The organism is Dyella sp., assembly GCF_036568765.1.
Classification (GTDB): Bacteria; Pseudomonadota; Gammaproteobacteria; order Xanthomonadales; family Rhodanobacteraceae; genus GSA-30.
In genome coordinates, this window is record NZ_DATCRY010000025.1 from 1 (window position 1) to 15,600 (window position 15,600).

The 15,600-nt window shown below is 57.3% G+C and carries 13 protein-coding genes and 1 tRNA gene; 10 read left to right on the top strand and 4 right to left on the bottom strand.

Annotated elements, in window-relative coordinates; translation table 11 throughout:
* The 3 genes from lspA to VIM98_RS01900 form a co-directional block, all read left to right on the top strand.
* Positions 1–243, top strand: a 243-nt coding sequence (lspA, locus tag VIM98_RS01890) for a signal peptidase II (protein WP_331991393.1), incomplete at its 5' end; no start/stop codon positions are given.
* A gap of 65 nt (positions 244–308) precedes the next feature.
* Positions 309–1,271, top strand: coding sequence for a 4-hydroxy-3-methylbut-2-enyl diphosphate reductase (gene ispH / locus VIM98_RS01895; protein WP_331991394.1), 963 nt, complete (start codon positions 309–311; stop codon positions 1,269–1,271).
* A 56-nt stretch (positions 1,272–1,327) separates the two neighbouring features.
* A tRNA-Thr gene (locus VIM98_RS01900) sits at positions 1,328–1,403 on the top strand.
* Between the two features lie 761 nt (positions 1,404–2,164).
* Here the strand turns inward: VIM98_RS01900 and VIM98_RS01905 are convergent.
* Positions 2,165–2,329 (bottom strand): hypothetical protein, encoded by a 165-nt coding sequence (locus VIM98_RS01905; protein WP_331991395.1) that lies wholly within the window; start codon positions 2,327–2,329, stop codon positions 2,165–2,167.
* A gap of 383 nt (positions 2,330–2,712) precedes the next feature.
* Here VIM98_RS01905 and VIM98_RS01910 point away from each other — a divergent pair, with 383 nt between their 5' ends.
* Positions 2,713–3,867, top strand: coding sequence for a DUF262 domain-containing protein (locus tag VIM98_RS01910; RefSeq protein WP_331991396.1), 1,155 nt, complete (start codon positions 2,713–2,715; stop codon positions 3,865–3,867).
* 3 nt (positions 3,868–3,870) lie between these two features.
* Entirely contained in the window at positions 3,871–4,398 is a 528-nt protein-coding gene (locus VIM98_RS01915) for a HEPN domain-containing protein (RefSeq protein ID WP_331991397.1), read from the top strand.
* Between the two features lie 611 nt (positions 4,399–5,009).
* On the opposite strand, the gene VIM98_RS01920 is transcribed toward VIM98_RS01915, so the two are convergent.
* Positions 5,010–5,831 (bottom strand): hypothetical protein, encoded by an 822-nt coding sequence (locus tag VIM98_RS01920; protein ID WP_331991398.1) that lies wholly within the window; start codon positions 5,829–5,831, stop codon positions 5,010–5,012.
* Positions 5,832–6,060: 229 nt separating this feature from the next.
* Here VIM98_RS01920 and VIM98_RS20625 point away from each other — a divergent pair, with 229 nt between their 5' ends.
* The gene (locus tag VIM98_RS20625) at positions 6,061–6,333 is read left to right on the top strand and encodes a helix-turn-helix domain-containing protein (RefSeq protein WP_414650176.1); all 273 of its coding nucleotides are present in this window, start codon (positions 6,061–6,063) and stop codon (positions 6,331–6,333) included.
* 966 nt (positions 6,334–7,299) lie between these two features.
* Here the strand turns inward: VIM98_RS20625 and VIM98_RS01925 are convergent.
* Positions 7,300–7,980 (bottom strand): nucleotidyl transferase AbiEii/AbiGii toxin family protein, encoded by a 681-nt coding sequence (locus tag VIM98_RS01925; RefSeq protein ID WP_331991399.1) that lies wholly within the window; start codon positions 7,978–7,980, stop codon positions 7,300–7,302.
* Positions 7,973–8,392 carry a helix-turn-helix domain-containing protein gene (locus VIM98_RS01930; RefSeq protein ID WP_331991400.1) on the bottom strand — a complete coding sequence of 140 codons (420 nt, stop codon included), beginning with the start codon at positions 8,390–8,392 and terminating at the stop codon, positions 7,973–7,975. The genes VIM98_RS01925 and VIM98_RS01930 overlap by 8 nt, the downstream gene beginning before the upstream one ends.
* Positions 8,393–8,764: 372 nt before the next feature.
* Between VIM98_RS01930 and pilV the strand changes: the two genes are divergently transcribed.
* Genes pilV through VIM98_RS01950 form a run of 4 tightly spaced genes read left to right on the top strand, consistent with a single transcriptional unit; the run spans position 8,765 to position 15,590 of the window.
* Entirely contained in the window at positions 8,765–9,295 is a 531-nt protein-coding gene (gene pilV, locus VIM98_RS01935) for a type IV pilus modification protein PilV (protein WP_331991401.1), read from the top strand.
* Positions 9,292–10,632 (top strand): PilW family protein, encoded by a 1,341-nt coding sequence (locus VIM98_RS01940; RefSeq protein WP_331991402.1) that lies wholly within the window; start codon positions 9,292–9,294, stop codon positions 10,630–10,632. The genes pilV and VIM98_RS01940 overlap by 4 nt, the downstream gene beginning before the upstream one ends.
* A gap of 43 nt (positions 10,633–10,675) precedes the next feature.
* A complete protein-coding gene (locus VIM98_RS01945; RefSeq protein WP_331991403.1) occupies positions 10,676–11,329 on the top strand; it encodes a pilus assembly PilX family protein in 654 nt (217 codons plus the stop codon).
* A gap of 31 nt (positions 11,330–11,360) precedes the next feature.
* A complete protein-coding gene (locus tag VIM98_RS01950; RefSeq protein ID WP_331991404.1) occupies positions 11,361–15,590 on the top strand; it encodes a pilus assembly protein in 4,230 nt (1,409 codons plus the stop codon).
* The last annotated feature ends 10 nt before the right edge of the window (positions 15,591–15,600 follow it).

The following is a 15,600-nucleotide window of genomic DNA, read 5'->3' on the forward strand; positions in this document are numbered from 1 at the left end:
CTGGTGGTGTGGCTCAAGCGCACCGCGCGCGGCGATTGGCGCTCGGCTTTGCCGCTGGCTCTGATCGTCGGCGGCGCCTGGGGCAATGTGATCGACCGCCTGCATCAGGCCAAGGTCACCGATTTCATCCATGTGCATTACTACGCGGCCTGGGATTTCCCGGTGTTCAACCTTGCCGATTGTGCGATTTCGGTGGGAGCGACGGCCCTGGTGGTTTTCGGGTTGTTCACGAAAAAGGCATGAGTTCGCTATGAGGCGCCCCAGGCGCCCGGCGGGCCGTTCGTCCCAACCCATGCGATAATCGCCCCATGGATATCATTCTCGCCAATCCCCGCGGCTTCTGTGCCGGCGTCGACCGCGCCATCGCCATCGTCGAGCGCGCACTCGAATCGTATGGCGCACCGATCTATGTGCGCCACGAAGTCGTGCACAACCGCTACGTGGTAGAGAAGCTGCGTGCAGACGGCGCGGTGTTCGTCGAAGAACTCGACGAAGTGCCCGATGGCGCCACCGTCATCTTCAGTGCCCATGGCGTCTCCAAGGCCGTGCGCGAAGAGGCCGAGCAGCGCGGGCTGAACGTGTTCGATGCGACCTGCCCACTGGTCACCAAGGTCCATATGGAAGTCGCCCGACTGGGCCGCAGCGGCCGCAGCGTGATACTGATCGGCCATGCCGGGCATCCGGAAGTCGAAGGCACGATGGGGCAGTGGAACCCGGCCAACGCCGGCGAGATCCTGCTGGTCGAATCGGTCGAGTGCGTGGCCAAGCTGGCGCCGAAGTTTCCGCATCAGCTTTCCTACGTCACCCAGACCACGCTTTCGGTCGACGATACCCTCGCGATCATCGAGGCGCTGCGCGAGAAATTCCCCGACATCGAAGGCCCGCGCAAAGACGACATCTGCTACGCCACCCAGAACCGCCAGGATGCCGTGCGGCGCCTGGCCGAAGCGGTGGATCTGGTGCTGGTGGTCGGCTCGGTCAACAGCTCCAATTCCAATCGACTGCGCGAATTGGCCGAGAAGCAAGGCGTCACCTCCTACCTGATCGACGGTGCCGAGCATATCGAGCGCACATGGCTCAATGGCGTGCGCCGCATCGGCATCACCGCTGGCGCGTCGGCCCCGGAAAAGCTCGTCCGCGACGTCATCGCGCGGCTCCAGTCCTGGGGCGGCAGCGAAGTGCGCGAGCTGGAAGGCGAGGCCGAGACCATCACCTTCGCCCTGCCCAAGGAACTGCGCCTGGTCGGCGGCGGCCCCTCGGCGAGCCTCTGAATCCATCCAAGCCGCTTGCGTCCCCTGCGGCCTCCCCGTAAAATTCGAAATCCACTGCCGGAATAGCTCAGTTGGTAGAGCGGCGCATTCGTAATGCGTAGGTCGTAGGTTCGATTCCTATTTCCGGCACCAGTTAGGCGTTCACTGGCATCCACAGATGTCCATGTAACCCACGAAAGCCCGCTTAGCTGCGGGCTTTTTTGTTCACCGGCATCCACCGGTGTCGACCCGCAGCCGCCTCAGCATGTGAGCACGATTGTGAGTACGGCCCGCTACGACGCGGAACCGCATTTAACTGTACTCACACATGCCAGTCCTGACCGACGCCAAGCTGCGCAGCCTCAAGCCTCGTCCGAAGCTCTACCGTGTAGCCGATACCGGGGGGCTGTGCATGGCAATCGGGGCCACCTAATCGGAGTCACCTATGATTTGCCCATGATTTGCGCTGTTGACCGATCAGCTCAGTAGCCAGGTCGGAAGCGACCAATTCGTGGATGTCCCCATCTTGACCAATTCGTGGATGTCCCCATCTTGACCATCTTGCCACCGTCCCTATTCATGAAGCGGTGTCGTGCACGTCGCTTCTAGTGCTGGGCAAGCGTCTGGCTTGCCAAAAGAAGCGACTCAATCTTCCCCATGACCAAGGTCACCTTGAGCCTCGCCCGGACGCCACACAATAAATCTTTGGTTTTGGCGACATGTATGCCGCATTCGGGGGCGGGCGCATTCGGGGGGCGTTCGGGGCCGCCCATGATTTGCGCTGTTGGCTGATCAGTTCAGTCGTCAGGCCGGAAGCCCCCAATTTGTGGATGTCCCCGTCTTGCCATTTGTGGATGTCCCCGTCTTGCCCATCTTGCACGGGGGGAAAGCTTCGCCTCGAGCGCCTAGAGGATCTAGTCCAGCCGTGGCCGTGGGTCATCTACGCCCAGGATCGCATCGTAGACCACCTGCTGATGGTAGAGTTGATCGATCTGGAAGAAGCTGTCGCAGAGGGGGCGATAACGCCCCTCGCGCAAGCGCTTCAGGCGCCTTGGTGCGAGTTGGACGTGCAATCGCATTGGATTTTGGCTTACACCGAAACGTTGCGTGCCATCTCAATTGCGCAGACGCCTTCTTGGCTGCCCTGAAATCTGGTGGAGGGTTGCAAGATATTGGGCCAGCCGAAGTCATAACGTTTCTGACGCTAGGCTGATGAAGGCGAGGGTGGCGAACGGGAACACCTCAGTGATCGGATACTTGTATGTGCGCTCAGTGCACTTCAGGGTAAAGGGTTCGGGCGTGCCCATAACTTCGGGTAGTGGCGGCCGGTGAACAACAGAGGCGGAAACAAAGAGTCTTCATCGCTCGGGCTGTTGATTGGTGCCGCTGATGCGACTGGGGTTTATATATCGCCGACGCCAGTTTATGCTTTGCCTCTCATGTTATCTACAGGGGAAATCCAGTGAATCAGAAATTCGACGACTACGCAGATAACGAGGACAACGATCTTCAGGTCGAAGAGTATGACATCACCGCTGCACCTAACGATTTCAATATATTGACGATCTTCAGTTTCATTGAGTCGGGAGCAGTGGAGATTCCCGGCTTTCAGCGGAATTATGTTTGGGATATCGGTCGGGCATCAAAGCTGATCGAGTCGCTGATTCTTGGCCTGCCTGTACCTCAAGTGTTTCTTTACGAAGTCGACCGCAACAAGTTCTTTGTTATCGATGGACAGCAACGCTTGATGTCCATTTATTACTTCATCAAGAAGCGCTTCCCGCGAAAGGATAAGCGTTCGGAGCTACGCGCCATCTTCAATGAGCATGGACGAATTCCAGAGAACATTGTTGACAATGACGAATACTTTGAAAACTTTCGGCTTAAGCTCCCCGAGATGCTGCCCAATCACCCCAGTAAGTTTAAAGGGCTAGGATACAATACGCTAGAACGATATAAGTCGCAGTTCGAGCTTCGAACTATTCGTAACGTAATAATCAAACAAAACTCGCCGCAGGGCGATGACTCATCCATGTATGAGGTGTTCAATCGACTCAATACTGGAGGCATCAATCTTAGGCCACAAGAAATTCGGCTAAGCATGTATCACTCTGCTTTTTATGACGTTTTGCATAAAGTCAATGCAGATAAGAGATGGCGAAGCCTCCTAGGTGACGATACGCCAGATCTCCACATGAAGGACATGGAAATACTTCTTCGCGGCTTTGCCTTGCTGATCGAAGGAGATAAATACGCGCCTTCTATGGTTAGATTTCTCAACCAGTTCTCACGTTCGATGCGTTCGAATTCTGCTGAACAGAACAAGTATTACTACGACCTCATTAGCTCTTTTTTGGATGCGTGTGGCGACCTTCCTGATAGGGCGTTTACGAAAAACGGGCGGTTCAATGTTGCACTATTCGAAGCCATCTTTGTGGCCTCCTGTGCGGCGCCTTTGGCAAAGCGTGGGCTGGTCGCTGACAAGATTTCTCCGGCGCATGTTCAGGCATTGGAAGGTGACAAAGAGTTTTTAGACGCGCTGAAGGAAGGGACGACGCAAACAAAGAACGTTGTTATGCGGTTGAGTAGGGCTAGCTTTCATCTCGGGTTTCGTTGATCTATGGCCTCGACATCCGCAGTTGATCGTCAATACGAGGAGTCTCGGGCGGCGCTTGATGCGATTCCTGAGAATCAGCCCTCGCTTCGTTCTTCCGCCAGTGATCTATTTCGGAAGTCTCTGCTGCTCGCTGCGGCGAGCTATTTCGAACACCGCCTCACAACTTGTGTGCTCGACTACGTCAATGAACTTGTTCAGGGGGCGCCGAAGATTGTTGCGCTCGTTCAAGCGAAGGTGATTAGCCGCCAGTATCACACATGGTTTCAGTGGGATGCCTCGAATGCAAATGCATTCTTCGGTTTGTTCGGGAAGGATTTTAAGGATGCCATGACAGCGAAGGTGAAAGGCGATGTCGGGCTTGAGAGGTCCATAAAAAGCTTCCTTGAACTTGGCGGCAATCGGAACAGCATGGTCCACGTGGACTTCTCTACGTATCCACTTGATAAAACGCTTGACGAGATCTACGAAAGCTATAAGACGGCGCTTCACTTCGTCGATGGATTGGCAGATCTCCTCAGGCGACATCCTTAGTCTGTGTCATTCGTAGCCTCAACTGTGTGCCCACAAGCTATGGAAAAAGGGTGGCCGGCCTAGAGGGAAGAGATGGCGCCGGGCTTCCGTTCAAAGGATGTCTGTCCCTTCGTCTGTATCTAATCGATACGTTACTTGCCAACGCTCATGCTCGCCGTCTTTAACCAGATCGAGAACTTCGGGACGGACAATCGTGGGTAGTTGCGCTGTTCCGTTCAGACGCGCACGTAAACGAAATTGGTAAGACCCAGTCTCTTGGCTCAGATTTTTGCGGTTGCTTGATTCCCCGCGCCGAGAAGCTGGGTCCGATCCAATCGATCGATTAGCGACCATGTGTTTTCTTGGTCCTCTTGAGGCTCCTCGAACCGATAGAACGCCATAACATCTGTGGGCTCTGCCAGATAGAAGGTGGCTGTGGGGCGACGCTGGGTGTTCGTGGTCGATGCGTAGGTGATCGTTTCGCGGCGGGCCATTGAGGGTCTCTCTGACGGCAATCGGTGACGGCAATCGTGACGCAATCGGGGCCACCCATGATTTGCGCTGTTGGCCAATCAGCTCAGTAGTCAGGTCGGTAGCGACCAACTCGTGGGTATTCTCGTCTTCGCCCGTCCTTATAACCACGCGCCAAACAGCGCTTCAACCACCATCGCATTAAATCCATCCTGCCCTCGCCAGTCGGAAATAAACTTCCAATCAGGCGTGCCACCAAGCCTCGGCCGATCCGTCGCGAGTGCCTCAAGAACGCCAGCACATGCCAGTACCTCCAGTAGCCTGCTGCGCTCGTCTTTCGAGGAAGGCACGACATCTTTCAGCCTTTCGCGTAGAGCACCTGGAGCATCATTGGGGCGCAGCGATGTTGCCGCCTTCAAAATGTCCCTGAAGATATCGATGTCCTCAGGCAACGGCTCGGGTATCTCAGCCTTCGCTAGTTGCTCCAGATCCAGCAGCGTATAGATCAAGTCGCCGTGACGCAGGCCGCCCCAGCGAACGCGCTCGAAGCTGAGGACATTGAGGTCCTCCTGCCAATACGCATCACGTCCCGCGCAAACGCCGCACTCATATCGCCAACGCGGCGTAGTTACTCCGTTCTTGAAGGAATGCCCACCCAGGCACCTGAGTTCCTGGTAGATGTGCTTGGACAAGCGTCTAGCGACAGACCAGGAGGCGAGGCCGGATCGCCAATCGACCCGCCGCGTGGATAGGCTGCATAGAAAGGCTCTGGCTGGCTTACCTGGGGGCATCCCTTGGGCGAGATCGACAATGCGTTCAATCAGTGCATCGTGCGTGATGGCGAGCGGATCGAACATCAGTCCTTGGGCCTTGGCGTACTCGAAATCTTCCGGCGGCGTTCGCCTGTAGTCGTTGTCTATCCAGCCGTTATTCCAGAAGGTGTCGAACAGGATCTGCTTGGCTCGGTGATCGATCTGCGTCATGGGTGAGGAAATCCGTGTCGAGGGAAGTCATGTCGTAGTGACTGGCGCGTGGGCCGGATACCAGGATGACCATGGGAGGCCGCGCAGCCATGGCATGGTGGCGTGTGGGTGTGCATAATATCCCAAATAGGGATAAAGAAGTGAACGAAGGATATCCAAGGAGCGTAGCTATGGTTGGCAAATGCCAAAAGCCAAGCCCAAGCCATCATCGACTCACCGGCCAGAGAATATGGTCCTCGCCCAGCTTCTAAGAGAGCTGCGTCTGGCGGCAGGGCTGACGCAAGCTCAAGCGGCCGCAGCTTTAGGGCTAACTCAGACGGGGATCTCGGACATCGAAACCAGCGATCGCGGTCTCGAGCTTTTGGTCGTGCGAGATTTGGTCCGGGTCTATGGAGCCGATTGGCTTGAGTTTGTTGCTGAGCTGGAGCGGCGGCTTGCGGCAGAGCCTAGGCCTGCCAGCACTTTGATCCGAAAGGTTTTGGGGAAGGATGTTGCCCCTTAAAGCTTCGGCTAAGCGAACCGAAGACGGCTACACACCCCGTGTTTTCGTAAGTTTAATACGAATCTGCTGCCGTCCTAGTGAAAAATATTTTCGTCTAGCCCTAAACTTTTTCCGAAAATCCTGGATAAGGCTTTATATGGGGGCATCATTTCGGTGAGGCCAATCGGGGCCACCCATGATTTGCGAAGCGACCAGTTCGTGGATGCCCGGCGTCTTGCCAGCTCACTTGCTGATGCGTAACCGCGTAGGGCTGCTGGCGAGAAGCGTGGAAATCTTGGATGCCTCTGTTTGCCCTTACAGCGGGCGACAATCGGGGCTATCCAAGATTTGCGCAGTTGGTCGATCAGCGCAGTAGTCAGGCCGGAAGCGCCTAATTCGTGGATGTCCCTGTCTTGCCCCCGTCTTGGCGCCTTGCGTCGGCCCATCGTAGATATCTAGGTATTGGAAGGATGGTCCATCTCATTATCCGAGAGGACCAGAGGACGAAGCCCGCCACGCACGCCTCGATCAATCTGGAGAAAGATCCGTTGTCCTGGAGCCAATAGGCGAAGCCCAAGATACTCAGGCAGGCCTTTGCGGGAATGGCGTTGAAAGCCTAGTACTTGGACACGCACGCCATTGTCCAGCGTCAATAGTGCCATCAAGCATGGCTGTCGCTTGGACCATACTAAGCCGTCTAACCGACCCATGAATCGCCCTTCTCCCAAAGATTCTAAGGCGTCGGTGCGATAGGAGATTGGTTCTAGCCCGGCATCGAGAGCCGTGCTGTAGGACATTTCATTCATTTAGCCAAAATCCCTATGTCGTTGGGGCAGGAAATCGGGGGGAGAAATCGGGGCCATCCATGATTTGCGCTGTTGGCCGATCACCTCAGCAGTTAGATGGGAGGCGGCCGATTCGTGGATGTCCCCGCCTACTGCCGCCTACTCCATGGGTGTTCGCTATCGCTTCATTACCGGCGCGTGCTCAGAGCCATGGATGTTCCAAATGATGTTTGATACTCCCTGCTAGGCCTATGTCCATGGACATGGTTTGAAGGCAGTTTGCAAGATAGGTGTCGTCGAGCAGCATCTCCACACTCTTGTTCCACATTGTGATGATGGAGGTGCCATAGGCGGCTTCTGCTTTTTCGAGTGCACGTGATGGGACAGGTCCCCATTTATCGATCATCATGGCCAGATCGATCATGTCGCGGCTGAGCGTCGATTTATCGAGGCCTCGATCGGCATTGGCGAGCAGTTTTTCCGCGTAGGCGTCGACGGGTTCGATCAGGGGAATGCCGAGCAGGTCCTGCTTGTTTTCGTCTAGCTCGATGCGCGCTTCGCGAACCAATTCGAATTTTATGGGAGCTCCATCGACCTCAAGTATCGTCGAAATCTTGTCTCTGTCGGTTCTCACGTCGCGCAGATACTTTATGGGATAACGCATCAGATTACCCAAGGCGGGTGGTGCGATAGCTTCGCGAAGCATCCGGTAACCGTGCGCGTCCGCGCACAAGAAGTCGATATCTACAGATTCGCGGTATTCGCCGCATTGCAGCACGATGGCGGTGCCGCCGGCGAAATAGCAGCGCGCCCGGCGTAGCAGCTCGCCGTCGAGCGCACGAAGTACGTGCGCGATGCGTTGATGATGTGGGCGTTCAAACATGGAGCACCCCGTTTCCGTATCGCTTCACCAAGTCATGGAGTAGTGCACGTTCCTGGCTGTCCATGGCCGCTTCGTCGATCAGCGGCCAGTTGCGCTCATAAAGGGCCAAGGCTTCCCGTTCGGGAATCGTCCGGTTGCCCGGTCGGTTCCATGCCACGAGCTTGAGCTGGGGGTACATGTCGATCACTACGGTTGGCTCCTTGACGGTAGGCGCCAAATTCAGCGTGCGCATCACTGCCGCGTAGGCACCTATGGCCACGCTCGGCCGTCCCTGCTCGATCTGTATGAGCTTTTGGCGAACGATACCTGCTAAGGCGGCCACGGCAGCCTGGGTGAGGCCCAAGCGCTCCCGTTCAGCCCGTAATGTGGCACCGAGTTCTTGCAGAGGGGAGATCTTCGCGGGCTTATCCATGTTTTGAATATACGACATTTGATCAAAATGTCACGTGTATCGGACATTGACATGGACTCCCGTTCAGAAATGGCTGAGGTAGCGGTGAGCAAATCGGGCTGGGCCATCGGGCGCCCAATGATTTCTGATTTCTCTACCGCGCCAACGGAGGCTTGTCTGAGGCCCCTGATTGCGTTGTTGATGGCATATGGAGTCGCTAGCCCGGTGCTGGCTTTTCGGATTTCCGGCAAACGTCCATATGTGAAGCCAATCACTCCCGTAAAGGATCCTTAAGCCGCTTGTCGGCCGATTCCTGCCGTTTGTCGGCCTGCCCCTTGGCGGCTCCCCTAGGGCCGGGAGAGAGTAAAGCCAAGGGTCCATGGGGGAATCAGCATGCAAGTCTTGTCGCGTCAGCGAGGCGTCTCGTTGATCGAGGTCCTGATGGCGGTGCTGATCTTCAGCATCGGCCTGATCGGTCTGGCCGGCCTGATGATCATGGCCACCCGCTCCAATCACACGGCTTACCTGCGTACCCAGGCGACCTTCCTGGCCAGCAGTATGGCCGACCGCATGCGCGCCAATCCGGTCGGCGTGTGGAGCAACGCCTATAACGTGACCCTGCCGACCACGGCGACGCAGGTCTGCGACAGCACGACAGCGTGCACCCCCGCGCAAGTGGCCACCTATGACCTGAAGATGTGGAGTGATCAGCTCACCGCCTTCTTGCCGAATGCTTCGGCGACGATCGCCTGCTCCAGCGCGCAGGCTGGCTATACACCTCAAGCGGGGCAGGTCGGCATGCGGCCGCCGTACGGCGGCAATTGCACGATGTCGATCACCTGGGACGAGCGGGGCCTTGCCGGCGACACAGCCAGTAGCGGCGATACCTTGCCACAGACCTTCAACTGGGAGTTCCAGCCGTGATCGCACGTATGGGTCGCAGATACCAGGCAGGCGTCAGCCTGATCGAACTGATGGTGGCGATGGTGCTTGGCCTGGTTGTCGCCGGCGGCATCATCAGCGTGTTTATTTCCACTTCCAGCAGTAATCGCGTGCAGACACAGCTGGCGCGGTTGCAGGAAGAAGGGCGCTTTGCGATCACACGTATTGTGCAGGACGTGAGCCTGGCCAATGGACAATACTGCACCAACACGGGCGGTACGGCACGGCTGCAGGCTAACGGTACCTACCTCGACGGGCTGCGTGCCCCGACGGTCTATACGAAGAATCTGCAAACCGCATTGCTTTCGTCCGATTTGACGACGCGGTTTGGCGTGGGCAGCTATCCAGCCGCACCGGCGGCCAGCTACACGTTCCCGTCCTTCCTTTCCATGCGCGGCTACGACTGTACGGTAGCCGCGTGCACACCGGTGGACCCGAACACAATCGCAACCACGATCCCGCCCATGGGCAAGGCGATAGGCAACCGTGTGCCCGGTTCGGCCGTACTCACCCTGCGCTATGTGGATTCATCCAGTGGCTGGGCCATCGGTAATAACTCGACGATTTCCTCCACCAGCGGCGCGACCGGCAGCACCATCAACAGCATTAGCCTGGTGCCTGGACCGAACGAGCCGGCGGCGTCGACCTTCAAGGGCGGCGATCTGGCCATGCTTGCCGATTGTTCCGGCGCGCAGATCTTTTCGGTCAATGTATCCGGCGGGGTGCTGACGCCGGATGCGGCGAATAATTTCACCGCGCCGACGGCGCAGCAGCCGCAATCGGCGCCGAAAGTCTTCGATTTCAATCACGACTACCTGACGGTGACCTATTACCTGCAGGTCGTCGATAATGGCAATGGCCAGACCACCGGTGCGCTGGTGCGGCAAGTCAACGGCAACGATGCGAACAAGAACGGCTCCCAGGATCAACTGGTGCGTGGCATCGAGCGTCTGGATTTCCGTTATGGCGTGGAAGACAGCAATGGCAACACCAGCTATCTGACGGCGAATCAGGTCGATACCGGCACTAATTGCCCGCCATCGGCGCCCAACCCGCTGCTCAAGGGGGGCGTGGAACCCGGTTGCATGTGGCGAGCGATCAAGAGCATTCAGGTCAGCATCCTGATGAATGGCCAAGTGCCGCTATACACACTTGGACCGACCGAGATGCAGTACTCCTATTCGCCGGAAGCACCAGCGGTTACCGGGCCGCAGGCACCGAGCGCTCACACCATCAAGCCGAGCGACCAGGGTTTCGTCGACCAGTTGGTGCGGCGCGAATTCAATACCGTCGTTTCTGTCCGTAATTTCAATCCTTGACAGACTTGTTCCGCCATCGCGATCGAGACTGATGGAGTTCGCCATGAAAGCATTAGCCAGATCATTGAAACCCCATGGTGGACTGCGCCAGCAGCAAGGCATGGTCCTTGTTGTCGCCCTGATCTTCCTGCTGCTTTTGACCATACTGGCGATCAGTGCCTCCGGACGCTCTCTGTTGCAAGAACGCATGGTCGGTGGTCTGCGCAATGTCCAGCAGGCGCAGCTATCGGCGGAGACGGCGCTTCGAGGCGCGGAATGGCGCCTATGGACGAGTACCAGCAATCTGAGCACCCCGTTGAACTGCGGCACGGGTGTGTTGGCTGGCAACTGCTATCGCTACGATCCCAGTAACGCCATTTATGCAGCCAACGGCTTGGTCACCGTGTTTCGTAACAGCGCAGGTTGGGTCACCAATGGTGCGGCGACTTACACGGGGCCGAACGGATCGATCGACTACACCAGCCTCAGCGGCAACGCCAAGCTCGCCCAGAATCCGGTTTACATCATCGAGGACCTTGGCGTGGAGTTGCCGCCCGGGGTAACCGGCAGCCTCCACGAATCCGGCGCGACGGGCAGCGGCGGTACCGCATATACCAGCAGTGCTCGCCATATCTACCGCATTACTGCGCGTGCGACCGGCGGAAACCAGAATACTGTGCGCGTGCTGGAAAGCACGTTCGCGGCCAAGAGCAATTAAGGGGGGTGCAGCCATGATGGGTTGCCGTATCTTGAAAACGCGTGGTGCTGGACTGATCGCCGCACTGCTTACTTTGCTGAGTGGTAGCGCGGTTCCGTTCACGCCGATCGCGAACGCCGAAGTGTCCGTGCCTTCCATGTCGGCGCTGGTTGCGCCTGCGGCAGCGGCCACTACAGCACCTGCGGCGACATCGACGTCGGCATACGTGGCGGCCACCGAGCTCAGCCCCACGCCGCCTAACCTGACTCAAGCGGTCGCACCCAATATCGTGGTGACCTTCGACGATTCGGGCTCGATGGCCTGGAATCACATGGGCGATACGCCGCCGTTTTCTACGGATAGCAACGGTAACATTCTCAATAATGCCAAGGACTGGAACGGAGGGCCCTGGCGCTGCGCTGGCGTGATCGACCCCGATCATCCTAGTGCTGGCGACAAGCTGTTGCGTTCCCTGCCGATGAACGGCGTCTACTACAATCCGAATATCACCTATTCGCCGCCGTTGAAGTCTAACGGTACGCCGTTTAGCGACGCCGATTCGTCGCTCGCTGCGGTTTGGCTGGACGGCATTTCATTCAACCGCCCGCTTTCTCCCAATACAAGCACCTCTACGAGCTTCGCAAACAACCCGGATCTGACGACGTCGGGTTTGTCGAACCTGACCGGCGGGCTTGTCAACGGGCAGTCCACGGGAAGAAATGCACAATGCCCGAGCGGTACGATCAACTGCGCATGTACGGGAAGCGGTAGCAGCAAAGTTTGTAAATATCAGACCGATACTCGTTGGCAATGCGGTACCGGGTCGGGTATTACGGATGGCTGGTCTGGCGCGAGCCCGATGGATGGAAGCTCCGTGACGCTTAGCGATGGAACCGCGGTAACCTATCCCGTGGGAGGCCCTTACTACTATCGCTTGAAGTCGAATGTAACAGTCACGCTCAATGCCGCGGGTAAGCCCTCGACCAATACGGATCTTGCTGCACTTTACAATGCGTCCAATTGGGAAGCGGTCCCTGTGCCGCAAGCGCAGTACAAGAATTTCGCCAATTGGTACGCGTACTATCGTACGCGTAATCAGATGGCCAGGACGTCGATGTCACGCGTGTTCGGTACCCTGGGCAATGCTACGGCCGACGGGGGATTCGGAACGACCATTCGAGCTGCCTGGCAGGTGCTTAACAACAGCAACTACAAGTTGCCATCGAGCACGATTATCAGTGCGTTGATCGATACCAAGAACTGCACGGCAGCCTTGTCAGCGGCGGCCGATCCAAAAGGCACTCAGCAGCCTAGCGACCCGACAGCTCTGCAAGATTGCTATCGAAGCGCATTCTTCAACTGGATCTACCAAGTGCCGGCAAGTGGCGGTACGCCGACACGAAGTGCTACGAACCGGGCTGGTACGTTCTATACCCGCTCTGGTTCGGACTATAGGGATCCCTACTGGCAGGCGCCGCAGGGTACCAGCACAACAGGAAAAGAGCTGGTATGCCGGCAAAACTTCCATATGTTAGTAACCGATGGCTTATGGAATGGTAATAGCACCTCAAACAGGGTGCTTACTCCTGATGGCCCCAGTCGTAGCAGCCTGACCTTGCCTTCCAACGTGGGCAAGCTGCCTGATGGCGTGCAGTTTCCATCCACGGGATTGGCAGGCGTTACCTCGATTTATGCGCCGCAGGCGGATGCGGCAGGTGACGGTACGAATGCGGCTTCTTTATCGGATATCGCGTTTCACTACTGGGCAACAAATCTGCGTACGGATCTCTACAGTCCAGCGAACAATAAACTGGTCACGCCATACCTTCCTGATCGCACGACAGGCGTGGTCTCTACGACCGTAATGTCGGGCTCGGTTGTATCCGCGGCGAACGTGAACAACGAGGTGTACTTCAATCCGGCGAACGACCCCGCGACTTGGCCGCACATGTCCCAGTATCTGGTCGGCCTGGGTGTAAGTGGTTTGCTGAATTTCTCGAATGACACGAATTGCACCGCGGGAGCGAGCGATCAATCTGATGCATGTCAGTTGCGTAAAGGGCAGGCGAATTCATTGGGTATAACGGGTTGGCCCGCTCCAAACGGCAACGGCAACGGCTTGGCGACGAACATCGACGATACCTGGCATGCTGCGTTGGCCGGGCGCGGTCAGTTTTTCAATGCAGCCAGTCCGCAGAACTTGGTCGACCAGTTGAGTGCAATTCTCACGAGCATTTCGGCCCGCAGTGCTCCTGCCAATGTCAGCAGCGTCAATACAGCAGTGTTGGTACAAGGGGCGATCGCATTCAGCACCAGCTATAGCTCAAGTGACTGGAGTGGCATTCTGCTTGGTTTGAATGTGGCCCTCGATGGGACGATCGGTGGCACGGTATTCGACGCGGGTGCTATTTTGACCGACGCGACCAAGACAGATCCGAACAATCGCCAGATACTCACTGCCACGCGCAACAGCGACGGTACGTTTTCGGGTATTCCGTTCCGGACCTTTGCCAATCTGGATGCCACGGCACAGACTGACTTGAGCACCAAACCTGTCAGCGCGGGTACGGGCGATACTGGTCAGGCGCGTTTGGATTGGTTGCGTGGCGTGCGTACCTCCGAGACGAGCGGGCTCATGCGTACCCGCACTACCTTGCTTGGTGCCATCATCAATTCGCAGACAACCTATGTATCGTTCCCGGCCAGTGGTTATTTGAACACCTGGCCAGCAGGATCGCCGGAAGCGGTTGCAGCCGCGGCTGGCAATACCTACGAACAATTCGTGCAGAACAACCTCAATCGGAAAGCAGTGGTGTACGTCGGTGCCAACGACGGCATGCTTCATGCCTTCGATGCCAGCGAAGTCCAGGATGGCAGTACGCCGCCGCAGACTATTCCGTCCGCCAATATCGGGCACGAGCTTTTTGCCTATGTTCCTCGCACGGTTTTTTCGCGGCTGGGCTCGCTGACTCAAAAGAACAACTTTGTCTTCCAGCCGACCGTCGATGCGACGCCGGTCACTCGTGACGTGTACTTCAGTTCGGGCACGACCAACTTGGGCTGGCATACCATTCTGGTGGGCGGTTTGCGTCTTGGTGGACGCGGTATTTATGCTTTGGATATCACCGATCCCACGCAGGTGAGCGAAGCCAACGCTGCCAGCAAAGTGCTCTGGGAGTTCAATGCGGCTACACCTGCCACCGCGGTCGGCGATCCGTCTCACCTCGGGTTTACATATGGGCAGCCGAACATCGGCAGGCTCGCCAACGGAAAGTGGGTTGTCCTGGTGCCGGGTGGCTATTTCCCCGACTGCAGCATGCCGGACAAGCCGGTTAACTGTCAGTCCGTGGACGCGGCAAAGAACAAGTTCAGCTCTTTGTTCGTGCTCGATGCCCAAACGGGTGTGCTTATTCGGGAGCTGCAAACGCCATCGACGGTGACCAGTTACGGCCTTTCATCGCCCGTGCTGGGCGACTACAACAACGATCAGATCGACGATGTCGCCTTTGCCGGCGATCTGGTGGGTAATCTCTGGAAATACGACCTGACCAACACCGATTCGAGCCTGTGGACGGTTTCATTGATTTTCCAACCGCAGACCAACGGTGCGCAGCCGATTACGACCATGCCGCGACTCTTCCCGGATCCGGCGACCAACCGTTTCATCGTGGTCTTCGGTACAGGTAAGTTCCTGGGCGCCGCAGACAATAACTCGTCGACCACACCGGTCACGCAATCCATTTATGGGATACGCGATACGGGCACGACCTATCAGCGGTCCAACTTGACACAGCAGGTCATGGTCGAGGCAACGTCTACCGACGGCACGAATACGGTGCGTGGCTTGACCAACAACGTGGTCCCGTCCACGAGCGGTGGCTGGTATATCGATCTGCCTGCAAGCGGCGAGCGAATCGTGGTCACGCCCGAGGCACTGTTCGATACCAACCGCGTGATTGTCACGTCGCTGATTCCAGGAACTGCCGACCCGTGTACGGCCAGCGTGTTGGGTGCGGTCATGGTGATCGATGCCGCAACAGGCGGTTCGGATGATGGACTGTCCAACCCAGGTGTCGCCGGTTGGACGGGCAGCAGTCCTTATCGCGCCGTCGGTGCCCGCGTGAACAATCCGCCGACCAGCGGTGGCTTGCCGGTCGTCACTCGCCTCGGCGGTGGCCAGTTGCTTATCCCTGGACTTGGCCTGGTCGGTGGCGGAAGCTTGAGCATCGACGATGCCATCTGGCGCCGCCGTTCATGGCGCGAGCTGTACAACAACAAGTAACAGGGGAATA